General features: G+C 64.1%; 22 protein-coding genes. 8 read left to right on the top strand and 14 right to left on the bottom strand.

The features are described from left to right. Positions 1-149: 149 nt before the first annotated feature. Positions 150-683, bottom strand: a complete 534-nt coding sequence (gene mug / locus ACGLHR_RS03810) for a G/U mismatch-specific DNA glycosylase (RefSeq protein WP_400092198.1) — start codon at positions 681-683, stop codon at positions 150-152. 212 nt (positions 684-895) lie between these two features. After that, a complete protein-coding gene (locus ACGLHR_RS03805; RefSeq protein WP_400092196.1) occupies positions 896-1,885 on the bottom strand; it encodes an SLAC1 anion channel family protein in 990 nt (329 codons plus the stop codon). Positions 1,886-2,081: 196 nt separating this feature from the next. Between ACGLHR_RS03805 and ACGLHR_RS03800 the strand changes: the two genes are divergently transcribed. Continuing rightward, positions 2,082-2,969, top strand: a complete 888-nt coding sequence (locus ACGLHR_RS03800; RefSeq protein ID WP_400092194.1) for a LysR substrate-binding domain-containing protein — start codon at positions 2,082-2,084, stop codon at positions 2,967-2,969. Between the two features lie 102 nt (positions 2,970-3,071). Further along, positions 3,072-3,278, top strand: coding sequence for a DUF6494 family protein (locus tag ACGLHR_RS03795; RefSeq protein WP_400092006.1), 207 nt, complete (start codon positions 3,072-3,074; stop codon positions 3,276-3,278). Between the two features lie 184 nt (positions 3,279-3,462). Here ACGLHR_RS03795 and ACGLHR_RS03790 read toward each other — a convergent pair whose 3' ends face one another. From ACGLHR_RS03790 to ACGLHR_RS03775, 4 genes are all read right to left on the bottom strand, one after another. Further along, complete coding sequence (locus ACGLHR_RS03790) at positions 3,463-5,364, bottom strand: potassium transporter Kup (RefSeq protein ID WP_400092004.1); 1,902 nt, start codon at positions 5,362-5,364, stop codon at positions 3,463-3,465. A gap of 189 nt (positions 5,365-5,553) precedes the next feature. After that, positions 5,554-8,055 carry an SAM-dependent methyltransferase gene (locus tag ACGLHR_RS03785; protein ID WP_400092192.1) on the bottom strand — a complete coding sequence of 834 codons (2,502 nt, stop codon included), beginning with the start codon at positions 8,053-8,055 and terminating at the stop codon, positions 5,554-5,556. Positions 8,056-8,139: 84 nt separating this feature from the next. Continuing rightward, the gene (locus ACGLHR_RS03780) at positions 8,140-8,775 is read right to left on the bottom strand and encodes a protein-L-isoaspartate(D-aspartate) O-methyltransferase (RefSeq protein WP_400092191.1); all 636 of its coding nucleotides are present in this window, start codon (positions 8,773-8,775) and stop codon (positions 8,140-8,142) included. 138 nt (positions 8,776-8,913) lie between these two features. Further along, complete coding sequence (locus ACGLHR_RS03775; RefSeq protein ID WP_400092189.1) at positions 8,914-10,956, bottom strand: thioredoxin domain-containing protein; 2,043 nt, start codon at positions 10,954-10,956, stop codon at positions 8,914-8,916. Positions 10,957-11,238: 282 nt separating this feature from the next. Between ACGLHR_RS03775 and ACGLHR_RS03770 the strand changes: the two genes are divergently transcribed. From ACGLHR_RS03770 to ACGLHR_RS03750, 5 genes are all read left to right on the top strand, one after another. Then, positions 11,239-11,676 (top strand): universal stress protein, encoded by a 438-nt coding sequence (locus ACGLHR_RS03770; protein WP_400092002.1) that lies wholly within the window; start codon positions 11,239-11,241, stop codon positions 11,674-11,676. A 166-nt stretch (positions 11,677-11,842) separates the two neighbouring features. Next, positions 11,843-12,244 (top strand): avidin/streptavidin family protein, encoded by a 402-nt coding sequence (locus ACGLHR_RS03765; RefSeq protein ID WP_318236001.1) that lies wholly within the window; start codon positions 11,843-11,845, stop codon positions 12,242-12,244. 144 nt (positions 12,245-12,388) lie between these two features. Continuing rightward, on the top strand, positions 12,389-12,847 hold the full coding sequence (locus ACGLHR_RS03760) for a MarR family winged helix-turn-helix transcriptional regulator (RefSeq protein ID WP_400092001.1): 459 nt from the start codon (positions 12,389-12,391) through the stop codon (positions 12,845-12,847). A 75-nt stretch (positions 12,848-12,922) separates the two neighbouring features. Further along, positions 12,923-13,489, top strand: coding sequence for an isochorismatase family protein (locus ACGLHR_RS03755; protein ID WP_400091999.1), 567 nt, complete (start codon positions 12,923-12,925; stop codon positions 13,487-13,489). Continuing rightward, positions 13,486-14,757, top strand: a complete 1,272-nt coding sequence (locus ACGLHR_RS03750) for an MFS transporter (RefSeq protein ID WP_400091998.1) — start codon at positions 13,486-13,488, stop codon at positions 14,755-14,757. The genes ACGLHR_RS03755 and ACGLHR_RS03750 overlap by 4 nt, the downstream gene beginning before the upstream one ends. An 8-nt stretch (positions 14,758-14,765) precedes the next feature. On the opposite strand, the gene ACGLHR_RS03745 is transcribed toward ACGLHR_RS03750, so the two are convergent. The 8 genes from ACGLHR_RS03745 to ACGLHR_RS03710 all read right to left on the bottom strand — a co-directional run bounded on the left by ACGLHR_RS03745 (position 14,766) and on the right by ACGLHR_RS03710 (position 24,610). After that, positions 14,766-15,566 carry an IclR family transcriptional regulator gene (locus tag ACGLHR_RS03745; RefSeq protein WP_400091997.1) on the bottom strand — a complete coding sequence of 267 codons (801 nt, stop codon included), beginning with the start codon at positions 15,564-15,566 and terminating at the stop codon, positions 14,766-14,768. Between the two features lie 107 nt (positions 15,567-15,673). Then, positions 15,674-17,779 carry an acetate--CoA ligase family protein gene (locus ACGLHR_RS03740; RefSeq protein ID WP_400091995.1) on the bottom strand — a complete coding sequence of 702 codons (2,106 nt, stop codon included), beginning with the start codon at positions 17,777-17,779 and terminating at the stop codon, positions 15,674-15,676. Positions 17,780-17,783: 4 nt separating this feature from the next. Beyond that, positions 17,784-18,584 carry an enoyl-CoA hydratase/isomerase family protein gene (locus tag ACGLHR_RS03735; protein WP_400091994.1) on the bottom strand — a complete coding sequence of 267 codons (801 nt, stop codon included), beginning with the start codon at positions 18,582-18,584 and terminating at the stop codon, positions 17,784-17,786. A 79-nt stretch (positions 18,585-18,663) separates the two neighbouring features. Next, the gene (locus tag ACGLHR_RS03730) at positions 18,664-19,599 is read right to left on the bottom strand and encodes a tripartite tricarboxylate transporter substrate binding protein (RefSeq protein WP_400092187.1); all 936 of its coding nucleotides are present in this window, start codon (positions 19,597-19,599) and stop codon (positions 18,664-18,666) included. 257 nt (positions 19,600-19,856) lie between these two features. Continuing rightward, on the bottom strand, positions 19,857-21,482 hold the full coding sequence (locus tag ACGLHR_RS03725; protein WP_400091992.1) for a histidine kinase N-terminal 7TM domain-containing protein: 1,626 nt from the start codon (positions 21,480-21,482) through the stop codon (positions 19,857-19,859). A gap of 229 nt (positions 21,483-21,711) precedes the next feature. Further along, entirely contained in the window at positions 21,712-22,887 is a 1,176-nt protein-coding gene (locus ACGLHR_RS03720) for an acyl-CoA dehydrogenase family protein (protein WP_400091989.1), read from the bottom strand. A gap of 128 nt (positions 22,888-23,015) precedes the next feature. After that, complete coding sequence (locus tag ACGLHR_RS03715; protein ID WP_400091987.1) at positions 23,016-24,356, bottom strand: type II toxin-antitoxin system HipA family toxin; 1,341 nt, start codon at positions 24,354-24,356, stop codon at positions 23,016-23,018. 2 nt (positions 24,357-24,358) lie between these two features. Further along, the gene (locus ACGLHR_RS03710; RefSeq protein WP_318235992.1) at positions 24,359-24,610 is read right to left on the bottom strand and encodes a helix-turn-helix transcriptional regulator; all 252 of its coding nucleotides are present in this window, start codon (positions 24,608-24,610) and stop codon (positions 24,359-24,361) included. A gap of 309 nt (positions 24,611-24,919) precedes the next feature. Here ACGLHR_RS03710 and ACGLHR_RS03705 point away from each other — a divergent pair, with 309 nt between their 5' ends. After that, entirely contained in the window at positions 24,920-26,518 is a 1,599-nt protein-coding gene (locus tag ACGLHR_RS03705; RefSeq protein WP_400091984.1) for an AMP-binding protein, read from the top strand. Positions 26,519-26,805 lie beyond the last annotated feature (287 nt).

The raw sequence follows: 26,805 nt of genomic DNA, 5'->3' as shown, positions 1-26,805 counted from the left end.
ATGTGGATGTGCAGCAGCGCTGCGTTGACTTCTGGCAGGCCTCTACAGATCGGGATCTACGTTCACCGCGCAGGTCACATCGATGTCAACGCACCCCGCCCAACTCGTCCTGGACAACACGCGCACCCGCTCTCCAGAAGATGCGAGCGTCAATCTATCGCAAGGTACAACTCTCTATAAGCCCCAACGAGGTCATCGAGGCTGAACGAGCGGTTCAAACCGCTCGGATTTGGAAGGATCCATACTTTTGCCCCACCGAACACGGCGTTCTGACGTCCCCATAAGACGTGCCGCTGACCCGAAATGGCTGCGTATGCCGTCTTTCCCAGGAAGGCGATATATGTGGGGCGATGAAGTTCGATTTTCTTCAGTAATGGCGAAGCCGACTCAAGGAATTCATGCGGCGAAAGCTGATCGGCCCGCGCCGTAGGTCGGCCAACAGCTGTTGTCAATCCACATCGATAGTCGAGCAGGTCCCGGTCGTTTTCAGGACGCATTAGCTCTGGCGTGAAACCGGCCAACTGTAAGACTCGCCAGAAACGGTTGCCATTTCCTTCGAAATGGTGGTTCGTTGCCACCGCTCTCATGCCGGGATTTATTCCACAAAAAACGACTGCCAAACCTTCTGATATTACGTCCGGGAGTCGTGGAGACGGCGCGCCGCCAGTCGGGTCAGAAAACATGCACGGGTCCTGAACTTCGGTCATATCGGTCGCCATTCCCATACCCAGCCGCGACGCGAAATGTCGAGCGTGGCAACGCCCGCTTCATTATGTGGAGGACGAAGTACCACAGACCTGCATGGGAATTTCGTCAACTGCGAGCCAAACCATCTCCGCGCCCAAAACGCCAGCGCAACGGACGCAGGCGCACAGGTAGCCATCTGTGTGCCGTTTCAACCGGCGAGCAGCTTACCGTTAAGGAGAATGTGCAGCGTTCTGACAAAGAGAACCACAATCGCGATGCTTAGCATGGCGAGCAGGATGATTGCAATCACCTTCACGGGCCAGGCCTGGGCGAACATCGAGTATTTCAGCGAGGCACTCGCCAGCGCTGCCATCGGAAAGCTGATCGACCACCAACCGGTAGCGAACGGAATCCCCCTACGGAAAACCTTGGGCGCCAGTGTGAGGAATATGAAAAGACCGAAGTAGAACAGCAACCCGGAGAAGGTGTCGACGTGCTGCGTCATGTTGGTGTAGGCGAGAAAGCCAACTTCGAACGGTGCCATCAGGATCAACAGCGAAGGGACCATGCCGGCGGGCAGAGGCTCGTGGTGAATCATTCGCGACATGATCATCGTAAAGAACAAGAGGGCAATCATCGTTCCAACGGCCATTGCGAACAGGTTGACTTCATGGGCCCACGGCATTGGCATGGTCCCGCCGGCAACGGCGATATCCAACGTGGCCACACCCGGGATGAACCAGGCGGGAACTGCATGCGCAGCGTCAATCTTTCCCTGCAGCAGCCGGCTCGCAATCGCGAAACAGAGCGCGATCGTTGAAATCGCGCCTACTGTCCACATGACTTCGGCGAGTGTCTGGCTCAGTTGGGCAACGACCGAGGAGAGCAGCAGGATAGCGATCGTGATCGTGCCGAAAAAATTGCCGGCGACGGGATGTCGGTACTCGCCGACGACCGCGTCAGGATGTTTGACCATCTTGACGAGATATCCCGCGCTCAGCACGAGGAATACGATCAAGGCGAGGATACCGGCTGCTTCGGACATCAGCGGACTTACCCCAAATTCCTGGCTGGCCTGGCGCCATGCGATAGAAAGTCCAGCAATACCCATTACCGATGCAAACAGGTTGACGGGCAGATTTCTGATGGAAGCGGTTTTTCGCGAAGACTGCGGATTGGGACTCGAAATCGTTGACACAGCACATTCTCCAGATTTTTGGGGACCCGAGGCGTGGCGGCCCAAAGCAGCCAGTCGAGAAGCCTCAAATCGTTCGCCGCCCTCGGTTGCCGGGGAGACGCTGCGGATCTTATCCCCTTCCACTCGTAAAGATAATCCGGCATTATTGGGAATCATCCTCCCAAAAAATGAGAACGTGGCTGATCGTTTCGAATCCATGTCGATCCTGGTGGCTGTGGTCGAAGCAGGAAGTTTTTCTGCTGCGGCGCGTCAACTCAAGATCCCGCTCGCAACGGTGAGTCGCAAGGTTGGAGACCTGGAGTCGCACCTGAAAACCCGACTCCTGCATCGCTCCACCCGACAGCTTTCTCTCACCGAAGCTGGGCAATCGTATGTCGCCGCATGCCGGCGCATTCTCGAGGAAGTGGGAGAAGCGGAGCGTGCGGCGTCGGGGGAATACGCGGCGCCCAAAGGCGAGCTTGTCATCACTGCACCCATCGTCTTCGGACGCCTGCACGTCTTGCCCGTGGTCGCGGATTTCCTCAAAACTTATCCGGACATCGATGTGCGGATGGTGCTGACCGACCACGTGGTGCCTCTTCTTGAAGAGCACGTCGACGTCGCATTGCGGATTGCCGAACTGCCCGACAGCAGTTTCATCGCCACACGGATTGGCACAGTGCGTCGGGTGGTGTGCGCAAGCCCGGCCTACTTCGCTGAACACGGCACGCCGACGAGCCCCCTTGAGCTCGCCGCGCATGCATGCATTACGTTCGAACAGATGACATCCAGGCAGGTTTGGAGCTTCATGTCGGGCAAGTCGGAGATCGCGGTGCGCGTTCGTTCGCGGCTTGCCGTCAGCACTGCCGAAGCCGCAATCGATGCGGCGGTGGCCGGTGTTGGGATCACTCGCGTGGTGTCCTATCAGATGGCGAGCGCGTTGCGTGCCGGTGCACTCAAGATCGTGCTCGCACCGTTTGAGCCGGCGCCGTGGCCGATCAGCCTTGTTCACACCGGACAGGGAATCCTGCCGCTGAAGTTGCGCGCTTTTCTTGATTTCGCCGCGCCGCGGTTGAAGGCTCGGGTGGTGGAGGTGGAAGTCTAAGGTGCCGCGCAAATGCCTTACAAGGCGCAAATTGATTCTTTTGGCAGCAAAAACGCAGCCCAGCGCCTAGTCTTTCCTTGTGGTAGCCGCGAGGAGAGCGCGATGAACGAAGAAGCCTTCAACCTCAGCATCCGCAAGTTCCTCAAAGTCGTCGGCGTGAGCTCGCAGCGGGAAATCGAGCAGGCGGTGTCCAGGGCGATCGCCGCCGGCACCATCACCGGAACCGAACGCTTCCCGGTCATGGTCACGCTGGAACTGGCCGCCTTGCAGGTCAAGGTCCAGTTCGACGGCGAGATTCAGCTCGAGTGAAGTCGCTTGCCAATGCACTGGCGTCCAATTGCGAGGGGGCCATAGAGCCATCAGCTGTTGGATGACTCCCCGGTCTGACCTGCTTTCCACGCAGTGATTCTGAGGGTCGCAAGCCGGAGCGGGCCAGCAGGCCCGGGCTGCGCGAGGCTGGCCGGGATTGACGCAGTGCCTTCGGACAGCGTTCCTAGATTCGGATCTGTGTACCAATCTCAATCACGCGATTCGGCGGAATGGTGAAGTACTCGGCCGGGCTGCCGGCGTTCCTGCTCATCGTTGCAAACAGGCGTTTGCGCCAAAATGCCATCCCACTGGGGATGTCGGCCACCGCAATGATGGTCTCACGGCTCAGAAAGAACGAGGTCTCCATCATGTCGAACCCGAGGCTCGATATCCAGGGCAACCCGGTGAGGGCTTGGGGGACGTCAGGCCGGTTCATGAAGCCAAAGCGCAGCGCTACCCGATAGCAGTCGTGTCCGAGCGACTCGACGGTGATGCGCTCGCTGATCGGCACCCATGGCACCTCCTTCATCGTCACGGAGAGGAACAGGACGCGCGCGTGCAGCACCCTGTTGTGGTCGAGGTTATGCATCAACGCGTGCGGCACCACCTCGGGCGTCGCGGTTAGGAATACCGCCGTGCCGCGCACTCGCGGTGGCGGCTCGCGAAATAGCGAATCGAGGAACAGTTTGAGCTGGACATCGGAACGCCGAAGCTGCTCAAGCAGGACTTGCCTGCCGCGAAGCCATGTCTGCATCACGATAAACATCCCGGCGCCAACCATTAGCGGGAACCATCCGCCCTCGGCGACCTTCAACAGGCTCGAGGAAAGAAACGCCGCGTCCACCGCGAGGAAGAATCCGGTTGCGAACACACTTAGCAGCAGGTTGTAGCCCCAGCCGTGGCGGATCACAAAAAATGTGAGGAGGGTTGTCGTCAGCATGGTCCCGGTCACCGCGACGCCATATGCGGAAGCGAGTCTCGAGGAGGAGCCGAAACCAAGCACGGCAGCCAGGACCGTCAGGAGCAGCACCCCGTTGACGCCCGGCAGGTAGATCTGGCCGATCGCCTTTGCCGAGGTCTGGACCACGTTCATGCGCGGCAGGAAACCCAGCTGGATACCCTGCTTGGTAAGCGAGTAGGCGCCCGATATCGTGGCCTGCGAGGCAATCACCGTCGCCGCGGCCGCGAGGGCAACCATCAGATATAGCGCCCAGGCTGGATACAGCAGGTAGAAGGGGTTTTCGATGGCCTTGGCATTGACTACAAGCAATGCACCCTGCCCCAGGTAGTTGAGCGCCAGTGCCGGGAACACGAGCCCGAACCATGCCAGCCGAATCGGACCACTGCCGAAATGTCCCATGTCGGCATAAAGCGCTTCGGCGCCCGTGAACGCGAGCAGCACGGCACCCAGCACGGCAAACGAGGCGAATCCATGCTTCGTCACGAAACCGAACGCGTGCAGGGGGTTGAGCGCGCCCAGGATAGCAGGATGCCGGACGATGCCGTAAATACCCGCCGCGGCCAGCGCGAGGAACCACAGCACCATGACCGGCCCGAACAGCGCGCCTATGGTCGCGGTGCCGTGGCGCTGGAACAGGAACAGTGCGATCAACACCCCTACGGATACGGGCAGGACGTAAGGCTTGAGAGCGGTAGTGCCCACCTCGAGCCCCTCGATCGCCGAGAGTACCGAGATGGCAGGCGTCAGCACCGCATCACCATAGAAGAGCGCCGCGCCGAACAGGCCCACCAGCAGGATCGGCGTAAGCGGGCGCCCCAACCTTTTCACGGACGATGAAGCCAGCGCGAGCAGCGCCATGATGCCGCCCTCTCCCCGATTGTTCGCTCGCATGATGAGTATCACGTACTTGAGCGAAACGACCACCATCAACGACCAAAGGATCGCCGAGATGCCGCCAAGTATGTTTTCGGGTGCGAGCGGGATCCCATGGGCGGGATTGAAGGTTTCCTTGACGGCATAAAGGGGGCTGGTGCCGATGTCACCGTAGACGATACCCAGCGCAGCCAGCGTCAGGGCCGCGCGCGATTGCTGCAGGTGCGAGCCACCAGGCGTTTCGCGCTTCATCTGCAACTGCCGCGAAGTGACAGGGACAATCGGAAGCGCCAAGGTCCCATCGATCGCCTCCACGCCCGTTGTCTGAATGGAGTATAGGTGCGGAAGTCCTCACGTCAACTTGCCACCATCGAACAAGGCGAAGCGGTGGGGCACGGCCATCCGCGAGGCGAATCGCATTCCGACCGGGATGCCCAGAGTCTATGGACAATTGAATGCCGCCGCGAGATATAGCAAAAGCGCGATAAGCACCACGGCGGTAAAGCCAAGATGGATTGCCAACAGGGTGGCCAGCACCGCAGCCACCACCGAAGCACAGGCGTTGATGCCCCACGCCCAAGGTACGAGCGATTCCATGCGGGAGGCAACGCGCCCGAGTCCCAGCGGAAATGGCATTCCCATCACGAAGGCGAGCGGCGCGACCAGCAGTGCGGAGATTGCGATCTTGGCCGGGTCCGGGAGGGATATCAGCAGCCGGAACAGGGGTGAGAGGATGGCCAGGTAGAGCAGAGAGATAAGACAGATCGCGAAAACAATCCACCCTACCGGGTACCAGCGGCCTTTCCTCCAGCGCGCCCCGGGCGCTGGGCTGCGTGAAGGCGGGCCGCCCGCTTGCAGGCGCTGTGCATATCGGCTTCCCAGTCCGGCAAACGACAGGAACGCGCATAACACCACTGCCACCGCATAGAGCGGGTGGCTCAAGAACAGGATGAACTTCTGAATAAACGCGATCTCGACGAACATGAAGGCGGCGCCAACCGCGAGGAAGTAGAGGGCGACTCGCCGGCCTGACAGGGCCCCTGCTTCAGTGCCACCTCCAACATGGGATGCCGTTGACGGTAACGCGTCGGGAGCCAAGCCACGGCGGCGTCTTATCATCCAGAGCGGAAGGATGATCAATAACAGGGTCGCGAGCGCGCCCTGAAGCAGGGTCGCGATCAGTACCGGGTAGCCCCACTCCAGCAATGGCAATCCGCCCTGCTCCTTCAAGGCAAGGAGCTCGGGCAGCGAACGCCATTTGAAGAAGTGAAAGAAGTATGGCTTATCGTCGGTGGCGGGCCGAATATCAAACTTGTAGCGCGCCCAGAACCTGTCGCGATCGGTGGCCTGCAAGGCTTGCGCGGTGTCGAAGAAATACGGCTTCTCGAGCACGTTGTAGCGGTTTGCCTCCGCAGCCTGCATTCCGGCGTAGTACTCGAGGTCGAACGAACGGGCACGGCAGAATTCGCGCAACGCGGCGATGTCCGCAGCGCTGATCTCCCCGTTCTTGACCACCAGCGTCGCGGTCTTCCAGCCGCGGATCAGCGCGAGCCGGCGGGACGGCTGCGGCACGCCGGTGCGTTCCATCGCCATCATTGCGGTCGCAAACAATTTGGGGATATCGCGCGGCGGCAGCGTGACCCAGCGCGTGATCGCCAGCAGGCCACCCGGCTTGAGATGGCGGAGGTAGTCCTGGAACGCTTCCACCGTGTACAGATAGCTCTCGGAAAGCGCGTAAAGGCCGGCCGACGAGGCGCCGAACGAATCCAGCAGCGCTACCTGGATCAGGTCGTAGCGCTCGCCGCGGCCAGCGATGAAGCCGCGCGCCTCGCCGACAAAGACGCGGACGTTGGGCGCGCTGTAGGGCTTGCCGGAAAAATCGGCAAACCGGCCCTGCACCAGGCCGATCACCTGTGGATTCAACTCTACCGCGTCGATGGCGCTCGCCTGGTGGTAAATCGCCTGCAACACATCGGCCCCGGCGCCGCTGCCAAGCACCAGGACGCGAGGGCGTTCCAGCAGGTGGTAGGGAAGCGCGGAGGTAAGGTAATCCAGATAGCCGAGCGGCTCGTGCTGTCCGTCATAGCGGTTGAGCGCGGAGAGCCCCTCGCCATCGGTAAACACGCCCAGCTGTGGCGGTGGTTCCAACGTCGCGTTGAGGCTCAGCCCGGGGGCGTGCCGGAAAGGAATCGAAGGGCTTTCCACCACGGTGACGAGACCCAACGGGCTCGAGCTTTCAGCGACCACCCGTGCGTCCTTGATGCGTAGCGTCTGACTCAATTCCTTGTACTCGGAGGGCCGCAGCGCGATCCAATCGTTTGGCAGGCCGGCCGGCACACTGGCCGCCGCTCCCAGCAGCAGCACCGGCATCCAGTGTCGATGCCAACTGCACTCGATGCTTGCCAGTGCGGCTGCCGCCAGACCCGCGCCACCGACAAGCCGGAGCGCATCCACTGGAGTCAGGACAAAGAGCGCAAGGATGATGGCGACGCTGCCTACCCCGGCGCCCACGACGTCAAAACTGTAAATGCGGTGGACCTGATGATGGAACCGGGTGAAGGTGAGACAGACACAAGTCGCGGCGCAAAAGAAAGGGACGAACAGGAGCAGATAAATCAAGAACAAGCGCAACGTCTGCCGCGGATTCCACAGAATTTCCAAGGGATTGAATGCGACGCGCTGGGCCAGCGCGAAACAGGCGATCGCGGCAACGCCAAACAGCATGGCGCCGGTAACGAACACCGCCGCGAACCTGGGTGCCATCGCGCGCTGCGCCAGGACCACGATTGCACCGGCCGCGCCGTAGCCCAGCAGGGCGACACTGATCATCATGTAGGCGAAGTGGTGCCATTGAATGATGGAGAGAAGGCGCATCAGCAGGATTTCGTAGCCGAGCGCGGCGGCGGAGAGCAGGGAAAGGGCGAAGAGCGGCGGAGCTGGCATGATGGTGTGACGCGTTTGACGAATGCCAAGGCAGATGCGCTGGATGCCCGCTTCCCCCTTCACGGTTCACCCGTCATCCTTGCATCAGCGTCCTTCGGTCAACGGCACGAACCTGACGGGCAAGATCTGTTTGGTGGAAATCGTTCCGTCCCCCGCTTTTTCGATCAGTAGCAAGTACTGGGTCAGGAACTGCGCGCCCACCGGGATCACCATCCTGCCGCCAGGTCTCAGTTGCCGGATGAGTGGGGGAGGAACATGGCTTGCCGCCGCGGTGACGATGATGGCGTCATAGGGGGCGTGGGCCTCCCACCCGTAGTAGCCATCGCCCACCTTGGTTTCCACCCGGGTGTATGCGAGACGTTTCAAGCGCTCCTGCGCCTGGGCCCCCAACGGTTCAATGATTTCAATCGTATATACCGCTCGCGCCAACTCTGCGAGGATCGCTGCCTGGTAACCGGATCCGGTGCCGACTTCGAGCACGACATCCGTGGGCTTGACCATCATCAGGTCGGTCATCAGGGCAACGATGTAAGGCTGCGAGATGGTCTGGCCATAGCCAATGGGCAGCGGCCGGTTCTCGTATGCGTTGTGCTCCTGCTCGGGCGGAACAAACTTGTGGCGCGGCACCTTCTCCATCGCCGCCATCACACGGGCATCAAAGGCATGCCTGCCAGTTTCGATGCTGGTATCAACCGTCAGTGCTGCGACTTCCTTGACCATCCTGGTCCGCAGCGGCGCAAAATCGTCGGCGGCGCGCACGCCTGCAGACACCGCCGCCCACGCGATCGCTGGAATCAAGATGCGCACGAAAAGCGTCCTTGGCTTCACAATGGCCTCTTTGCTTGCCCTGCAGTGATCCTATTTCCGGAAGCTGGCGCCTGCAAGCCGTGTTGAAGCCACGGGTGTCCCGCCCCAGGCCGCGCAGCGTTCAAGGAGCGCCTTGCCACTGGTCACCGGTGTCGCGCAGGTGCGATGCCGGCACACGTAGGCTGCCGGCCGGCCCCTGACCGGATGCCGCCCGTGTCCGATCGGGACGTCCTCGGCAAATGCCAGCACACGTGCCGGGAGGTATGCGCGGTGAACGCTTTCCACGAGCCGGGCGGCAGCAGCCTTATCGCCAGCAAGAATGATCTCGAATGGGCCTCGCTGCGCGAAATCCCGGGCGGCCAGGAGGTGCGCGAAGCCGGCCGGGGCGGCGGTGGTGGCGGCCCGGTATCTCTGGAACTCGTGCTCGGCGACGTCGCGGTAGAGATCGCGGCCGGTGAGCGCATGCAAGCGCAGGAAGGCGAACACGCTGGTTGAGATACCCGACGGCCAGGCGCTGTCGTACGGCGCGCGGGGCCTATGCACCAATGGCTCGCCATCGCGGGGCGTGAAATACAGGCCGTCGTCGCGGAATTTGTCGAGGATGAGCGCCACGAGTTCGATTGCGCGATCCAGGTAGCGCTTGTCGAAGCAGGACTCGTAGAGGTCGATCAGAGCGTTGGCCAGGAAGGCATAGTCTTCGAGGAACCCGGGCACCTTGGCTGCCCCGTCCTTCCAGGCCCGGTACACGCCGCCGTCAGGCATGGTGAGTTGGTCCTGGATAGCGCTGGCGGCACGCCTCGCCGCGGCGAGGTGCGCGGGGATGCCCGTTGCCTGGTAAGCGGCACAGAGTCCCTGGATCATGAGGCCGTTCCAGCCGGTGATAATGTTGTCGTCACGGCCCGGGCGAGCGCGTCGCGCGCGCGCTGCAAACAGCCGCCCGCGCCAGTCTTCGAGGCGCGCCTCGTTCAATGCGTCCAGCGTGAGCGCGCGGTTGAGCACCGATGTACCGTGCGCGAAGTTCCCGCCGTCGGTCACGCCGTAGGCCCGGCATGCCAGGGCACCCTCGGATTCACCCAGGACAGCCCTCACCTCGGCCGGTGTCCAGACATAAAACCGGCCTTCCTCGCCTTCGCTGTCGGCATCTTCGCCAGCATAAAAGCTACCGTCGGGGTGCGTCATATCCCGCAGAATGTACGCGATGGCTTCCTCGAAGACATGGCGCCAGGCCGGCTTGCCGGTCAGGCGATAGGCGTCCGCATAGAGCGTGACGAGCTGGCCGTTGTCGTAGAGCATCTTTTCGAAGTGGGGCACGGCCCAACGTTCGTCGACGCTATAGCGGGCAAAGCCACCGCCAAGCTGGTCATGGATGCCGCCGGCCGCCATGCAGTCGAGCGTGCGCTGCAGCGCTTCAAGCAGCGCGGGTTCACCGGTTCGTTGACAGATGCGCAGCACGAGGTCGTAGCCGCTCGCGTTGGGAAATTTGGGCGCGCCGCCCAAGCCGCCATGGATCGGGTCGGTGTCTCGTGCCAGGGCGCGGGCTGTCTGCGCGGGCACGTCCTCGACTTCGGCGGCTTCCCGGCCCAGGTCCGCCAGGTCGAGCTGCCGGAACCCGAGCCGAAACTGTTCGATCATGTCGCGCAGCTCTGCGCGGCGATGCGTCCACGCTTCGCTCAGGCTCAGCAGCACGCGCACGAACCCGGGGCGGCCGTAGCGGTCATCCGGCGGGAAGTAGGTGCCACCGAAGAACGGTTCTCCTTGCGGCGTCAGGAACACCGTGAGCGGCCAGCCGCCACCCTGCCCCATCATCAGGGGCACTTTCTGGTAGATGTCGTCGATGTCGGGACGCTCCTGCCGATCCACTTTGATGCTGATGAAATGCTCGTTCATCAGGCCGGCAATGCGGGGATTCTCGAACGATTCGTGCGCCATGACGTGGCACCAATGGCACGCGGCGTAGCCGACCGAAAGCAGAACCGGTTTATCGTCGTCGCGCGCGCGGCAAAAGGCCGCTTCGCTCCAGGGATACCAGTCGACTGGATTTTCCGCGTGTTGCCGTAGGTAAGGCGAGTTTTCTGTGGCGAGCCGGTTTCTCATCATAGGCTCCAGCTTGATCCGGTAGGACAACTGTGGCGCAGAATAAGGCGCCCTGCAAGCATGTGGAACCTCCACGCCAGCCGTCTCATTGCGTGAGGGAGGATTTGACTCTTCGTCAATTGACGTGAGGCCTTCGGCACCTATACTCAATTCAGGCGATGGGCGTCTGGAAGCAAGCGGTGGGCCTTGCGCTTCCGATTGTCGCCTTGCCATCTCACGCCGACTGGCGCGAAACGGTAACCGGCTCCAGGGTCCTCGCACTGAGCAGACAAGGAGAGCAGCATGTTTACGCATCTTCTGCTGGCGGTCGACGGTTCCCCCTTGTCGGACGCCGCCTTCCACAAGGCACTCGCGTTGGCGCAGGAAATGAAAGCCCGGGTCACGGCGCTGCGAGTCGGTCCGAAGTACCACGTTCTCGCTTATCACACCGAAATGCTGACGGACACCAGGGAGTTGTTCGCCGAGGAGATTTCGGATTCGGCGACGAAGTATCTGGAAGGGATCGCGCTAGAGGCAGCCGCCGCCGGTGTGACATGCGACACGGCCTTTCTGGTCGATGATCACCCGTATGAAGCCATCATCAAGACTGCCGAAGACAGGGGCTGTGACCTGATCGTGATGGCATCCCATGGAAGGCGCGGCGTGCAGGGAGTGCTGATCGGCAGCGAAACGCAGAAGGTGCTGACCCACAGCAAGATTCCCGTGCTGGTGTACCGTTAGGCGTCATCATCCACGCTGGCCACACTGGGCGGCAACGCGTTGCGGCGGTCCTGGCGGGATTTGATGTGACACCAACGCTGCACTGCTTCGCGTCAGAGGGTCGATCGGCCAGGCATCGCAGCGAAACTGACTGACGGGATGGACCCTGGATTCGAGAGGTGCCTCCATGAAAAATGCCGAACAGACTTTTTTCGCGACCAAGACCGTGACGCCCAGCACGCGCGTTGATTTCAATGGCCGTTGGGTCAACGAGCTGGGATCCAGCATGCAGATCGAGGTCAATGCCGATGCTACGGTCACCGGCACTTACACCAGCTCGGTGAGCGAGATCGGTGCACCAACGCCGGAGATGTTGCTATCGGGAACCGTGGCCGGCGACCTGATCTGCTTCACGGTGAATTGGGGAGAGTCCATCACGGCCTGGGTCGGGCATGGCATCCTCGACAACCAGCAGGTGCGGATCCTGACGCTCTGGCAAATGGTGCTGGCAGTTCCAGACGAGACCGAGCCCGGTCAGCAATGGAAAACCGTCATGGCAGGGGCAGACGAATTTAGACCCGCCTCGTGACGCTCGCCAGTCGTGCGGTCAGTGCGCTTTGTTGATGCCTGCTGTTGCGGATCTCTATGAGCGCCCACCGCCAACTGCACTCCGCCTGAGCAAGATAGGAAGGAAGGCTTTGTAGTTTTCCTTCGTATCGACTACATTGGCGAGATGAATTCCAATCGCAAACAAGATGATCCGGAGACAGCCCGCGCATCCGGGCTGGCAACAGAGCTTCGTATCGTGCTCGGCCAACTGAAGCGCCGCCTGCGTGAAGAGGTGCATCCGGGCGATCTCACCTGGTCCCAGATGTCGGTTCTTGGCCGCCTGGAGCGCGACGGTCCGGCCACGGTGACGACCTTGGCGCGGGCCGAGGGGGTGCGGTCGCAGTCCATGGGCGCCACGGTTGCCGTCCTGGAAGCGGCCCGGCTCGTGAGCGGCGCGCCGGATCCGGCCGACGGGCGGCAGACCATCTTGTCGCTCACGGCTGACGCCAGGCAGATGATCCTGGCTACCCGGGCAGCGCGGGAAGACTGGCTGTTCCGTGCCATCCGGACAAAACTCGCGGCGACGGAGCAAGAGGAGCTGGCGGCCGGGATCGCGCTGCTTAAGCGGCTGGTCGACTCGTGACGGGGCCCTTTCAAAATCCCTCCCAGCGCCCCACTCCGGGCTTGTCGCAGTCCCTATCCACCGAGCAAAGACATCATGCCAGTCACCGGTCTTGATCCGAAAACCGCTCTCGTTGTCATCGATCTGCAACAGGGCATCGTCTCGCTTCCCGTCGCGCACCCGGTCGACGAAGTCGTTAAGCACTCTGCGGCGCTCTCTGCCGCGTTCCGCGGCCACGGCCTGCCAGTTGTGCTGGTCAACGTTGCCGGCGGTGCCCCCGGGCGTACCGAACAGGGACGCAGGCTTGGCGATCTTCCCGCCGGATGGGCCGATCTGGTCCCCGAGTTGAACCAGCAACCGGCTGACCACACGGTGACAAAGCGGACCTGGGGAGCATTCACCAAGACCGGCCTGGAGGCGCATCTGAGGAAGCTGGGTGTCACGCAGGTGGTGATTGCCGGTGTTGCGACCAGCATCGGGGTGGAGTCGACCGCGCGCCAGGCGCATGAGCTTGGGTTCAACGTGACCCTCGCCGTCGATGCCATGACCGACATGAGCCTGGATGCGCATGCGAATAGCATCGCGCGGATCTTCCCGAGGCTGGGTGAGACAGGGACGACCCGCGAAATCATCGATCTGCTCGAAACGGGCGGCGGCCGGTGAAAGGTACCTTCCGATCGCTCAACAGCTTCAACTACCGGCTCTGGGCCGGCGGGGCCATCGTATCCAATGTGGGAACCTGGATGCAGCGCACCGCGCAGGACTGGCTGGTGCTCACGCATCTGACGCACAAGAACGCGACGTCCGTGGGCGTGGTCATGGCGCTGCAGTTCGGGCCGCAGATGCTCTTGTTGCCCTTGACCGGTTTTGCGGCGGATCATTTCGACCGGCGCAAGCTCCTGCTTGCCACGCAGGCGGCCATGGGCACGCTGGCGCTCGGGCTAGGGCTCTTGACCCTCTCGGGGCACGTCCAGTTGTGGCACGTGTATCTGTTTGCGTTCCTGCTCGGCTGCGTCACGGCGTTCGATTCGCCAGCGCGCCAGACTTTTGTCGCCGAACTGGTCGGGGACGCGGATCTGTCGAACGCCGTCGCGCTGAATTCCACGTCGTTCAACGCGGCGCGGATGATCGGCCCTGCGGTGGCCGGGGTGCTGATCAGCGTGGTGGGCACCGGATGGGTATTCCTGATCAATGCGGCGTCCTTTGTCGCCGTGCTTGGGGCGTTGAGCCGGCTGCGCCTTGGCGAGCTGCATCGGAAGACCCGGGCGGTGCGGACCCGAGGCAGCTTTGCCGAGGGCTTTCGCTATGTCTGGCGGCGCCCCGACCTGAAAGCCGCCCTGCTCATGCTGTTCCTGATCGGCACGTTTGGGCTGAACTTCCCGATTTTCATCTCGACGATGTCCGTTACCGTCTTTCATGCCGGTGCGGATCAGTTCGGTTTCCTGACCTCGATCATGGCGATCGGGTCCGTCACCGGCGCCCTGCTGGCGGCAAGGCGGGCGAAGCCGCGTTTCTCGCTTCTGCTCGCTGGCGCAACGGTTTTCGGGGTGGGCTGCGCGCTGGCTGCGATCATGCCGAGCTACGGGTTGTTTGGCATCGCGCTGATCATGGTCGGCGTGGCGGCACAGACCGTGACGACATCGACAAACAGCCTGGTGCAGCTATCGACCGAACCTGCCATGCGCGGCCGGGTGGTGGCCATTCTCCTCGCCCTGGCCTTGGGTGGCACGCCGCTTGGCGCGCCGATCGTCGGCTGGGTTGCCGATACGTTCGGACCACGCTGGGCGCTTGGTATTGGCGCCGCCGCGGGCTTTGCCGCTGCGATGGTCGGCATCCATTACCTCGCGAAATATCATGGCCTGCGCTTGCGCATCGACGCCGGGCGCCTGCGCCTGAGCTTCGACGAGCATAGGCTGAAGCCGAAGGCGTGAGCCGCCCGTCAGACGGCCGCTTCGCCCACTGCGCTGCGGATCTGCGCGGCCAGTTTCATCAGATGGGGCTTGAGGATGCGCGCGGCGCTGGCCGGTGTTGCCTGCGTTGCGGTGCTGACGTTCAGCACATGGATGGCGTAGCTCTTGAACACCAGCGGCGTGGAGAGCGCAACCACTTCCGGCTGCCAGCTCGCCATGCACCACCCTTGCTTGCGCACCTGCCCGATGGCTTGCTCGATGTCTTGCGCAAGCGCGGGCCAGTTAGCGCGCAGGCGCTTGCCGAATCCTTCCAGCAAGGCCTTGGTTTCCTGCTCGGGGGCAGCGGCCAGGTAGGCGCGTCCCAGGGAGGTGAGTTCCATGGGCACGCGCTGCCCGGTCACTACGCTGCGCAGCGAAACCTTGCGGCTATAGCGGATGGATTCCAGGTAGACCATCTCGTCGCGGTCGGCCATGGCTAGCCCGACGTTGATGTGCTGGCTTTGCGCCAGATCGCGCATCAGCGGGGCTGCCGCCTGCAGCACGGCAGACCCGGTGCGCATGGCGTGCGCCAGGCTCAGGACCGGCGCGCCGAGCCGGTACGCGCGCAGCGTGGCGTCGTACTGGAGGAAGCCAGCCTCCACCAAGCTTTGCGTGAGCCGGCTGACGGTCGAGCGCGGCAGGCCGGTGCGCTCGGCCAGCTCACCGTTGCCCAGCACTTCCGAGCCCGGACGAAACGCCCGGAGTATCTCCATGCCGCGCTCCAGCGAGCGGTTGGCCGACGTGCTGCTTGCCCTGCCACGCGCCCGCGACAACGCTTGTTCGGGATCCAAGGTCATGCTCCTGGGTGGGGCTTATTTCCGATAGCCGGAATTAAAGCATCGGAGAGGAGTTTGGCATAGTTCTGCCGGCGCGCATCCCCTGCCCCGCTCCCATGCAGTCAGCCCGCCAGCACAACCACGCCATCCGCCGCCCGCACGCCTTGCGACGCCGGCAGCACGAAGACCGGGTTGATCTCCGCCTCCACCAACCGCTCGCCCAGCGCGGCCGTCATGCTGGAAAACGCCACAATGGCATCGGCCAGCGCCGCAACGTCGGCTTTGGGCCGCCCGCGAAAGCCATCCAGCAGCGGCCAGGTTTTCAGTTCCTGGATCATGCCAAGTGCTTGCGCATGCGACAGCCCGCCGGCCGGCGCCAGCATGCGCATGGTGGTGTCCTTGAACAGCTCCGCCGTCACGCCGCCCATGCCCAGCAGGATCGCTGTGCCAAGGGTGTCGCGGTGCATGCCAAGAATCATCTCCACGCCGCCGGTGACCATCTCCTGGACGAGGAAGCGCTGCGGTACCACGCCTGTATGCGCTTGCACGTCGACAGACATCGCCGCGAGGCGGGCCGATACGTCTTGCGGCAGCAAATTGACGGCGACGCCGCCCACATCGCTCTTGTGCGTGATCTCGGCGCTGAGGATTTTCAGCACCACGCGCTCGCCAAGGTCCATGGCGGCATCGCTGGCTTCTTGCTCATTGAACACGATGCGCTCGCGCACCGACGGGATGCCAAAGCGCGCGAAGAGCTGCTTTGCCGCGGCCTCATCCAGCGAGCCGCGCGGCAGCGCCGCGGCGATGCTGGCAGCCGGCTGGGCCGGGACTTCAGGCGCCTCGCGCCATTGCTCGGCACGCTGCATTGCGCTTAGCGCGGCAGTACAGCTCTCGGGCGCGGTGAATGCGGGCACGCCGCGCGCGGTCAGCAGGCTGGCAACCTGCGGCGCGTGCGGGCTGACGAAGGCCACCACCGGCTTGTCGCTGGTGGGCAGGCAATCCTGGATCGCGCCTGCCATCAGGTCCGGCATGGCCAGGCCGGACGACCCGACGATCACGGCAACGGCGTCATAGCCCGGGCTATCCAGCAGCGCCTGGATCGCGCCGCGCAGCAGGTCCGGCTGCAGGCCCGCCAGGGTGACGTCGATGGGGTTGCGGTCCAGCGCCGCATGATCGCCCTTCTGCAGCGCCCGCAGCCGTTGCGCGGTGGCTTCGTCCGGCGGGGGTGTCTCGAAACCCGACAACCCGAGGCTGTCCGAAACCAGCGTGCCGGCGCCGCCGGTCGAGGTCAGGATGGCAACCCGGTTGCCGCGCAGCACCCTGCCGGTGGCGAGTGCTGCGGGCATGTCGAGCAGGTCCGCGAAGGTTTCCGCGCGGATCACGCCGACCTGCCTGAACAGGGCGTCATACATCCGGTCCGCGCCGGCCAGCGCGCCCGTGTGCGATACCGCGGCGCGTGCCCCGGCCTCGGAGCGGCCAATCTTGAACGCCACCACCGGCTTGCCTGCCCTGGCCGCTTTCAGCGCGGCGGCGCGGAATCGGTCGGGATGGCGCACGCTTTCCACATACAGCGCGATCACGCGGGTGGCATCATCTTCCGCCAGGTAGTCGATGAAATCGGCCAGGTCGAGGTCCACTTCGTTGCTGGTGGAAACCAGCTTGGAGAGCCCGATGCCGCGCGCGGCGGCGCGGGACAGCAACGCGCCAAGAATGCCGCCGCTCTGCGAGACCACGCCGATATTGCCGGCGGGGAAATGATCCATTTCCAGCGCCCCGCTGGCTGAGAGCGGGATATTGTCGGTGAGGTTGACCAGGCCGATGGTGTTGGGGCCCAGCAGGCGCATGGAGCCGGCTGCCTCGATCAGCTCGGACTGGCGGCGCGCGCCTTCGGCGCCGGTCTCCGAGAAGCCGCTGGCCAGCACGATGGCGGCGCCGGTGCCGAGCGCGGCCAGCTCTCGCACGGCCAGGTGGGCGCGCTGCGCACCGAGCAGGACGATGCCTACATCCGGCACCTCCGGCAACGAGTCGATATCCGCAAAGCAGCGGATGCCATCGATCTCGCCCACCTTTGGATTGACGGGGTAGATGGCGCCGGCGAAACCGTGCTTTTTCAGGTAGGCAACCGGGCGCCCGGCGGTCTTGGCCGCATCGGCGGAAGCGCCGATGATGGCGACGCTGCGCGGCTTGACCAGGCGGGCGATGGCGGAGAGTGCGTTATCTGCGTCCATGGTGTCAGGCCTTTTCCTTTCCATCCGTCCTGGCGAGGAATGCCAGCACGGATGCCCGGTGCTCGCTGCTGGTGTAGCAGATGCCCTGCGCCTGGCTGCCCTGCGCGAAGACCTGCTCGGCGGGCATCTCGAAGCTCTGGTTCAGGATGGATTTGCCCAGCGCCAGGGCAGTTGCGGAGCCCTGGCCCAACTCTGCCGCCCAGGCGCGGGCATTGGCCAACAGCGTATCCGGTTCGCTCACGCGATCCGCGATGCCCAACTGGAGGGCCTCGGCGGCATCGACCCTGCGCCCGCTGAAAATCAGCTCCTTGGCCTTGGACAGCCCGGTGCGGCGCGGCAGGAAATACATGCCGCCGCCGTCCGGTATCAGGCCACGGTGGATATACGACCAGGCAAAACTGGCGCTGTCCGATGCCATCACAAAATCGCAGCTCATGGCCATATCCGCGCCCAGTCCGGCGGCGGCGCCATTGACCGCGGCAATGGTCGGCTTGGGCATGTTGTGCAGCAGCGCCACGGTATGGTGCACCCGTTGCTGGCGTGACCAGCCGTTGAAAGCAACCTCGCCCGCTGGCGCATCCATGCGCCGCTGCATGCCGGCCACGTCGCCGCCCGCGCAGAAGCCCTTGCCGTTGCCGGTGAGCACCAGCGCCCGGATGGCCTTGTCCTCGGTGACGTGCTCCAGGGCGGCGATCAGCTCGGTGCGCATGTCGTCGGTGATGGCGTTGCGCTTCTCAGGGCGGTTCAGCGTCAGGGTGGCGATCCCGGCGTCGATGTCGAGCGTGATCAATGAAGTGGTGCTCATGGTGGGTCTCTCTATCTCGTGTTTTGTGTTTTGTGTGCCGATGCGGAATCAAGGGTCGCTCGACTATTCGGCTATTCGGCTACTCGGCGGTGATCCTGGCTTCCTTGACCACCCGGCTCCAGCGAACCTCCTCGGCGCGCACATAGCGGCCGAAGTCCTCGGGCGTCCCCGCGCCGACTTCCAGGCCCTCCGTTTCGGCGCGCTTGCGGAACGCATCGGTCTGCACCGCTTTCCTGGCGGCGGCGTTCAGGCGGGCAATCACCGGGGCGGGCGTGCCGGCCGGCACGAAGAGCCCGTACCAGCTTTCGGCCACGTAGCCGGGCACGCCGCTTTCCGCGATGGTGGGCACCTTGGCCAGGCCCGGGCTTGCCGAGCGCTTGGCCGTGGTCACCGCGATCGCGCGCAGCTTGCCGTTCTCCAGCAGCGAGCCGACTGCCGAGGCCGTGGCGAACATCACATCCACCTGGCCGCCCAGCAGGTCGGTGATGGCTGGGCCGGCACCTCGGTAAGGAATGTGGTTGAGGTCGATCTTGGCCAGTGACTTGAACAGCTCACCGGCGAGGTGCGCGGAGGTACCGGGGCCTTGCGATGCAAACGAGATCTTCCCCGGCCTGGCCTTGGCGGCAGCGATCAGGTCCTGCACCGTCTTGTATGGGCTGTCCGGGCGAACCACCAGCACGTTGGGCGACTGGCCTACCAGCATCACCGGCGCAAATGCCTTGTCGGTGGCGTACGGCAGCTTGGCGTGGAGGCTTGGGTTGACCGCGTGCGCAAACGTGGCCATCACCATGGTGTAGCCATCCGGCGCGCTCTTGGCCACGGTGTCGGAACCGATGATGGTGCCGCCGCCCGGCTTGTTGTCGATGATCACGGGCTGGCCGAGATCCTGCGACATCGTCACGCCCATGGTCCTGGCGATCAGGTCGGTGCCACCGCCCGGGGCGAAGGGCACGACCAGGCGAATGGGCTTTTCCGGGAAGGCTGCGGCGTTGGCGGATGGCACCAGCGTGCCCATGGCGGCAAGGGAAACGGCCAATGCGGCCAGCGCCTTGTTGAAGAGGGGGAATGCGTTAAGCACTTGCGTCTCCGTCTGGGTTTATTGACGGGACAGGCGCCTGTTTTAAGCCCTGCCCGTCGCTTATCGATGAACCCAGATTAAGCGCAAAAACGGTCAAATACAGCCCCGCATTTCCACACAGTGGAATTGAGGGCGGGCCTCGGTGGCTCTGCTTGCAGGCGACCGCGCGTGTTCGCGAGGCCAATGAACGACAGTCAGCCGAGATACGCGGGCGACGCTACCGGGTCGCTCATCATGAAACGATCACGGCCGTTGCGCTTGGCTTCGTACATGGCCGCGTCGGCCTTTTCGAGCAATTGCTCCAGCGACGGCGACGCCGGGATTTCACAAGCCGCACCGACGCTGATGGTGACGCACGGGTGCTCTGGCCAACCGCCGTGCGGCAGCGCCAGCGAGCGCACGGCATTGAGCAGGCGCAAGCCGATTTCCCGCGTCTCGGCTGGCGTGATCGCGGGCAGCACGATGGCGAACTCCTCGCCGCCAACGCGGGCGCAGAAGTCGCCCGGGCCGTTGCGCATGGCTTCGCCGATGGCGGCGGCCACGCGGCGCAGGCATTCGTCGCCGTGCACATGCCCGTGGAGATCGTTGTACTGCTTGAAGTAGTCGACGTCGATGATCAGCAGGCCGACGGGAATGCCCCGCTCAAACGCGTCGGCTACCGCGGCGGCGGCCTCGCGCTGGAAGAAGCGCCGGTTGAGGGCGCCCGTGAGCGCATCGCGGTACAAGTCCGCCTCGATGCGCGAGAGCTTTTCCTCGGTCTCGCCCAGCCGCACCGCCAGGCTGGAGTTTTCTACCGTCAACGCTTGTTCGCGGGAGCGGAAGCGCGTGACGTCGCGCAGGAACACAATGATCCCGACCGGCTGCCGGTTCAGGTTGCGCACCGAATCCACGGTGAGCTCGTAGTCGACGCGCTCCTCCGAAATCAGGTGCGAGCCGCCGCTGCCGGGCGCGCCGGAGCGGCTCGCAGCAATCGCGTCCCGCCAGGCCGGCGGAAACGGGCTGCCCCGCTCCACATCCACCAGCAGGCGCCGCGCGGCGCGATTGAAGTCGACGATGATGTCGTTGGCATTCACGATCACGCAGCCCTCTTGCAAGGCATCGAAGACCCTGAGCCTGGCGTAGTGGCCCACATCATCCAGGTGCCCACGCAGCGCGCATACCCACACCAGTACTGTCATCACCGACAAGGTGGCCGGCGTGAGGTCGCCGCCCAGCGGCCCGGTCCATCCCCGCAGGTACGCAATGTTGGCCATCAGCGGCAACGCCAGCCCGCCTGCCAGCACCGCCCGGCCGCTGCGCGTCAGGCTGCTGCTCGGCACGCGGGCCGTCAGCAGGAAGTACAGGCTGATCAGCAACAGCAGGTAGGAATAGGCCGCCGCCGCGGCGTACGCCGGGCCGTGGGTAAAGACGGCGCCAGGCGGCGCGCCGCCTGGCACCAGCGTGATCGATGTCCATATCAGGTGGTGCCGCTCGTTGGTGAAGACGAGGCCAAGCGTCACCAGGTTGATCACGATGGGCATCGACAACAAGGACCAGGGGATGACGAACTTGGGGCGGCTCAGCTGGATCATGGCGCAGAGCCAGCCGATCGGCACCGCGACAATGCCGAAATACTGCAGCTTGGCCCACAGCACCCGCGTTTCCAGGTCGACGGAGCTCAACTCCAGCAGGCGGCCGCCGCTCCACAAGGCGCTTCCGCAGGCGAGAACCAGGAAAGCCTTGACAGTTGGATCGTCCCGCCTTGTCCAGGCTGCAACGGCAACCGTGAGGCTGCCCACGACCGCAAAGGTGAGACAGAGGATGAGGGGGTACGAAGGCATTCGGCCGGTTCCAGGACGCGCGCCCGCCGGCAGCGCCAGCGGTGGATTCTCTGGTCGGATTATAAAGCGGCGCGGCGGGGCGGATCCGCCTGACATCAAGGCAGACGCCCATCCCGAGCCAAATGCCCTGCCGCGACGCCAGCTACGCCGTCGCGCCTCGCACGGGCCGCTGGAGCGGTTCGGACATTCGAATACGTTAACCGATCTTCCGGCCAAACCCCTCCTCCCCTCAAAACCCCAACTGCCGCGCGGCCAGGTCTTTCATGATCTCCTCCGACCCGCCGCCGATCATCATGACCTTGACCTCGCGGTACACACGCTCGCTCAGCGTGCCGCGCATGAAGCCCATGCCGCCCAGGATCTGCACGGCCTGATCGGCGCAGAACTGCATGGCCTGGGTGGCCTGGATCTTGGCCATGCAGGTGCGCGCCACCAGTTGCGCGGGGTCGCCGGCCTGGTGCTGCACACGGTAAGCTAGGTCATAGACCAGGTTGCGGGCGGCTTCGATGCGCAGGGCCATGTCGACCAGCTTGTGGCGGATCACCTGGCGCTCTACCAGCGGGTGGCCAAAGGTGCTGCGCTGGCGCGCCCAGTCCAGTGCCTCCTGCAGACAGGCTTCGGCGTAGCCATAGGCGCTGGCGCTCATCCCCAGCCGCTCGGCGTTGAAGTTGCGCATGATGATCTGGAAGCCGCGGTTCTCCTCGCCGATCAGGTTGGCGGCCGGGATGCGGCAGTTGTCGAAATGCAGGTGGGCGGTGTCGGAGGCGAGCCAGCCCATTTTCCTGAGTTCGGTGCGGGTCAAGCCGGGCGGGTTGCCTTCGATCAGCAGCAGCGAGATGCCGCCCGCGCCCTTGTTGGCGGGATCGGTGCGCACCGCGGTGGTGATGAAGTCGGCGCGCATGCCGGAGGTGATGAAGGTCTTCTCGCCGTTGACGATGTAGTGGTCGCCGTCGCGCACGGCGGTGGTCTTGAGGCTGGCCACGTCGGAGCCGCCGCCCGGCTCGGTAATGGCCAGGGCGGCGATCTTGTCGCCGGCGATGACAGCGGGCAGCACGCGCTCCTGCAGCGCCTGGCTGCCGGCCGCGACAATGGGCGGCACGCCGATGGAGTGGGAATGCAGCGATGCGTTGACGCCGCCCGAGCCGCAGCGGGCGAACTCTTCGGCCTGGATCAGGTGATAGAAGATGTCGCCGGGCGTGCCGCCGAAGTGTTCCGGGTAACCCAGCCCGAGCAGGCCGACTTCCGCTGCGCGGCGGTAGAGTGCACGGGGAAAGGTCCCCGCTTCGTCCCAGTCGTTCACGTAGGGGGTGATCTCGCGGGCGACAAAGTCGCGCAGCGTGCTGCGGAACTGTTCGTGCTCGGCGGTGAAATAGTGGGCAAGGGGCGGCAGGGTCAGGAGGCTCATCGTGGGTCCTGTCAGTGGGGCTTTCGGGTCGGGGATGGCGTGCGGCATGCAAGCCGGCATCCCTCGACCATAGGCCGCGCCGTGCACTTCGTCTTGCGCTAAGTGGTTGGTCCCGGCCAACCCAGCCTTCATCCAGGCGGCATGCGATCCAGCTGCCTGGCGGACGCATCCAGCCCTTGCAGGATGCTGTCCGCCACCTTTTGCGGGAAGCCTTCCGGCAAGGCGGCGCTGACCGTGGCAATGACCGCCGGCGTTTGCGCGATGAGCCGCTGGATGATGCCCTCCGCATCGGGCCCATGGAAACACTTGGGCGCCATCGCATTGAAATGCCGGCGTTGCACGTCCTTGAACAGGTAGTGCCGGTTCTTGCCGGTCACGGCCATGGCCAGCTTGGCCTTGTGCCATGACCACTGGTTTGCGCCGTTGCCGACCACCGGCCAGATCGACATCACGTCATAAAGCGGCGTCATCCGGTAACGCCCGCCCGGCAGCAGGCGGATGCTGAAATTCTTGGCATGCCCATCGGGCGCCGCCAGCATCCAGAACAGGATCTGCGTGGTGAGGAAGGTCTCCAGGTCTTCGTCGGCATGGGTGGATTGCCGCAGGATCTGCGCGATGTCGCGCATGCCCGGGCCGCCGTCCGCTTCGTACTTCAGGTGCGGGGCAACGCCGAGCGCCTGGCAGAAGTCCTCCTGCGGCAGGCGCAGGATCCAGCCGCCGGAAGAATGCATCTGCCGGTCGAAGCGCTGCACGCTCAGCACCTTCTGGCTGGCGAACGTCTTGATCTCGCTATGCGCCACGGGCAGGCCGTAGGCGGCGAGGATGGCCAGGCAGAGCCATTCGTTCTCGACCGAGGTGCTGAGGTCGGCGCGCTTGTTGCCCACCAGCCCGAGCGGCAGCTTGAGGATGTGGGTGGTGGGCGTGGCGCCGTGGGGCTTCATCCACTGGTTCTCCTGCCACAGCAGCGCCGTCTTTTCCTGCGCGCCGGCCAGGGAGATGCGGAAGTCGTCATCGTCGTCCTGCGCGCCCATGCCGGCGGGGCTGACCGTCTGCCGCAGCAGTCTTTCAATATCGGCATCGGATTGCGGCGTGCCGTCGATGCGGTCATAGCCCGCCGGTTGCTCGTGCTCGCCAAGCAATTGCACGGCGCCGACGCAATCGCGGCCGATGGCTTCCAGCAGGTCGAAGGGTTCCGTGGTTGCCGCCTTGAAACGCGTGGCGAGGCGCTTGCGGATGGCGTCGCTGTCGGGCAGCAGGTTGTCGAAATAATGACGCACCCGGTCCCCTTTTAGCGGGGAGGTATCGACGCCGAAGGGAAGCGAGAGGGAAAGCGGGCGTCCGGCGGGCGAGGCCAGCCAGGCAGGGTCGTACTGCAGTTCCATGTCGCCCCGCGTGGGGACGCGCCACGTTCCTACCCGCTCGCCATTGGCCCATACCGACAACGCGCGCGCATGCGATCTGCGGCCCATGGCTACCACTCCACCGGCGAGGCTTCGGCGCCGGCCGCGCGTTTATCCTGCACGACGAGTTCCAGGCCGAGGACGCTGATCAGCGCCAGCAACTGGCCGGCGCTGATGCTGCCCGGGTTGAGCTCCATGTGGGAGATACGGCTTTGGCTGACGTCCAGCCGCGCGGCGAGGTCCGTCTGGGACAGCTTGGCGGCGCGCCGTGCGGATTGCAGCACTTGCCCTAGCTGGCTGGCGGTGGTGAGCAACTGTTTCATAGGGGTTTCATCTTGGTGAGCCGGGATTACCCATGAGATGCGTAATCTCACTTTACAAAGAATATGGGTAAATTGCAAATACAAATTAAATGGGTATTCTGCGATTACCCATGTAATGCGTAACCCATGCCCGCCGAGACGGCGCTGCAGCTATACGCAGAGACGCAGATACGCAAATACGCAGATACGCAGCTTCCCAGCCACTTTCCGCAAGCCTTGCCCCGCGCTACTTGGCTACGCTTGCCGCTCTGACCTGCCCCGGGTCTTTGCCGCATCCAGTTTGCGGCATCCAACGCCAGGAGAGTCCGCATGATTGCCAACCCGCCGCCCGCCACCATTGGTGCCGCCCTTCGCCAGGCTAGCCAGCGATGGGGCCAGCGCACTGCCTACCTCTGCGAGCAGCAGGCCCACGGCTTTGCCGAGGTGGAGGCCACCTCCGCGCGGCTTGCCTGCGGGCTGCTCGGCATGGGCATCAAGCGTGGCGAGCGCATCGGCGTGATCGGCCTGAACCAGATCGAGTGGCTGCAGCTGTTCTTTGCCGCGACCCGCATCGGGGTGGCGGTGGTGGGCCTGAGCGTGCGCTACCGCGACAACGAGATCGAGCATATGGTCAACGACAGCGCGGTCAAGGCGGTCTTCACGGTGCCGGAGTGCGAGGGCTTTGATTTTCCCGCCATGCTGGCCCGGCTGGCTCCGCGCATGCCGCGCTTGCAGCATGTGGTGCTGATCGATGCAGCGACCCACGCGGACGCCGGATCCTTGCGGCTTTCCACGCTGCTGGCAACCGAGCCGGCCCCTGCCGTGCTGGACGCCGCCGAGGCGCAGGTCGTGCCGCAGGACCTGGCCATGGTGATCTACACCTCGGGCACCACCGGGCGGCCGAAGGGCGCAGGACTGTCCCATCGCAGCATGCTGGCGGCGGCCCTGGCGCAAGCGCGCCATGTGCGCACGACCGAGGCCGACCATATCCAGCTGGCCCTGCCCTTCAACCACGTGGGCGGCATCACCTGCGGGGTGCTGAACTTCCTGGTGGGCGGCGGCACCTGCGAGCTCGTACCGGTCTTCAAGGCGGACCTGGTGCTCGCCAGGATGCGCCAGCACCCGCCCACCATCTTCTCGGGCGTGCCGACCATGGCCACGCTGCTGCTGATGCATCCGGACTCGGCCAAGGTGGATTTCTCCTCCGTGCGGCTCGTGATCGTGGGCGGCGCCACCGTGGACGCTGCCTTGCTGGAGCAACTGCAGGCCCGCATGCCGCAGGCAACGGTAATGAACCTGTATGGCCTCTCGGAATCCTCCGGCGCGATTGTCATGACGCCCTGGGACGCGCAGCGGCAGGACCTGATGCAATCGATCGGCCGCGTGTTCGATACCGCCGAGGTGCGCGTGGTTTCGTTTGCCGGCGAGGGCGCAGCCGCGGGCGAGATCGGCGAGCTGTGCTTTCGTGGCGCGGGGGTTTGCCCGGGCTATGTGGGTGGCGCGGCGAAGGCGGATGGCTTCGATGCCCAGGGCTGGCTGCACTCGGGCGACCTGGGCTATGTGGACGAACGCGGCTATATCCACCTGAAGGGGCGCAAGAAGGATATGTATATCCAAGGCGGCTTCAACGTCTATCCGGCCGAGATCGAAGGGGTGATTGCGCGCCACCCGGCGGTGATGATGGTGGCCGGCATCGGCGTGCCCGACCCCGTGCTGGGCGAGATCGGCCGCTACTATATCGTGCCCAAGCCCGGGTGCCAGGTCACCGAGCAGGAGATCCGCGCGTACTGCGGGACGCGCCTGGCCGATTACAAGGTGCCGCGCCAGGTGGTGCTGCGCGACGCGCTGCCGCTGACGCCGGCCGGCAAGATCCACAAGGCGGCCTTGCGCACGGAGAACGCTTCCGAGACCCCTGCCCGGCCCGCCTAGTGTCCCATTCCGTTGTTAACGGATCTATATTTTTGTAGGATGTTGGTATCGACGAACGGGAGATGCCAACATGCTGCCTCCGCTGATTCGCTCCCTGCCAAGCTCAGTAGATTTTGTGAGCGAATCGGCGGAACGGGACACTAGCCCGCTGACGCGGGGGTGTCTCTTTAGGGCGGGGTTTTGATGCCTCTAGCTGCTGTCGCGGCTGGCCGATTTTGATGGTTGATGGGCTGGACGTGTTTTGGCGCTTCTAGCTGCTGTCGCGGCTGTACGGTGTTGCCGTTTTA

Source organism: Cupriavidus sp. CuC1 (genome assembly GCF_044627735.1).
GTDB lineage: Bacteria > Pseudomonadota > Gammaproteobacteria > Burkholderiales > Burkholderiaceae > Cupriavidus > Cupriavidus ulmosensis.
This window is presented reverse-complemented; position numbering and strand designations above follow the sequence as displayed.

What these genes read in the sequence shown, in the direction of transcription:
- ACGLHR_RS03730 (WP_400092187.1), bottom strand. Translation starts at nt 19,599, where the DNA reads ATGGGCACGCTGGTGCCATCCGCCAACGCCGCAGCCTTCCCGGAAAAG.
- ACGLHR_RS03760 (WP_400092001.1), top strand. Translation starts at nt 12,389, where the DNA reads ATGAATTCCAATCGCAAACAAGATGATCCGGAGACAGCCCGCGCATCC.
- ACGLHR_RS03715 (WP_400091987.1), bottom strand. Translation starts at nt 24,356, where the DNA reads ATGGGCCGCAGATCGCATGCGCGCGCGTTGTCGGTATGGGCCAATGGC.
- ACGLHR_RS03770 (WP_400092002.1), top strand. Translation starts at nt 11,239, where the DNA reads ATGTTTACGCATCTTCTGCTGGCGGTCGACGGTTCCCCCTTGTCGGAC.
- ACGLHR_RS03795 (WP_400092006.1), top strand. Translation starts at nt 3,072, where the DNA reads ATGAACGAAGAAGCCTTCAACCTCAGCATCCGCAAGTTCCTCAAAGTC.
- ACGLHR_RS03735 (WP_400091994.1), bottom strand. Translation starts at nt 18,584, where the DNA reads ATGAGCACCACTTCATTGATCACGCTCGACATCGACGCCGGGATCGCC.
- ACGLHR_RS03740 (WP_400091995.1), bottom strand. Translation starts at nt 17,779, where the DNA reads ATGGACGCAGATAACGCACTCTCCGCCATCGCCCGCCTGGTCAAGCCG.
- ACGLHR_RS03765 (WP_318236001.1), top strand. Translation starts at nt 11,843, where the DNA reads ATGAAAAATGCCGAACAGACTTTTTTCGCGACCAAGACCGTGACGCCC.
- ACGLHR_RS03775 (WP_400092189.1), bottom strand. Translation starts at nt 10,956, where the DNA reads ATGAGAAACCGGCTCGCCACAGAAAACTCGCCTTACCTACGGCAACAC.
- ACGLHR_RS03725 (WP_400091992.1), bottom strand. Translation starts at nt 21,482, where the DNA reads ATGCCTTCGTACCCCCTCATCCTCTGTCTCACCTTTGCGGTCGTGGGC.
- ACGLHR_RS03705 (WP_400091984.1), top strand. Translation starts at nt 24,920, where the DNA reads ATGATTGCCAACCCGCCGCCCGCCACCATTGGTGCCGCCCTTCGCCAG.
- ACGLHR_RS03785 (WP_400092192.1), bottom strand. Translation starts at nt 8,055, where the DNA reads ATGCCAGCTCCGCCGCTCTTCGCCCTTTCCCTGCTCTCCGCCGCCGCG.
- mug (WP_400092198.1), bottom strand. Translation starts at nt 683, where the DNA reads ATGTTTTCTGACCCGACTGGCGGCGCGCCGTCTCCACGACTCCCGGAC.
- ACGLHR_RS03780 (WP_400092191.1), bottom strand. Translation starts at nt 8,775, where the DNA reads ATGGTCAAGGAAGTCGCAGCACTGACGGTTGATACCAGCATCGAAACT.
- ACGLHR_RS03800 (WP_400092194.1), top strand. Translation starts at nt 2,082, where the DNA reads ATGTCGATCCTGGTGGCTGTGGTCGAAGCAGGAAGTTTTTCTGCTGCG.
- ACGLHR_RS03720 (WP_400091989.1), bottom strand. Translation starts at nt 22,887, where the DNA reads ATGAGCCTCCTGACCCTGCCGCCCCTTGCCCACTATTTCACCGCCGAG.
- ACGLHR_RS03755 (WP_400091999.1), top strand. Translation starts at nt 12,923, where the DNA reads ATGCCAGTCACCGGTCTTGATCCGAAAACCGCTCTCGTTGTCATCGAT.
- ACGLHR_RS03790 (WP_400092004.1), bottom strand. Translation starts at nt 5,364, where the DNA reads ATGAAGCGCGAAACGCCTGGTGGCTCGCACCTGCAGCAATCGCGCGCG.
- ACGLHR_RS03710 (WP_318235992.1), bottom strand. Translation starts at nt 24,610, where the DNA reads ATGAAACAGTTGCTCACCACCGCCAGCCAGCTAGGGCAAGTGCTGCAA.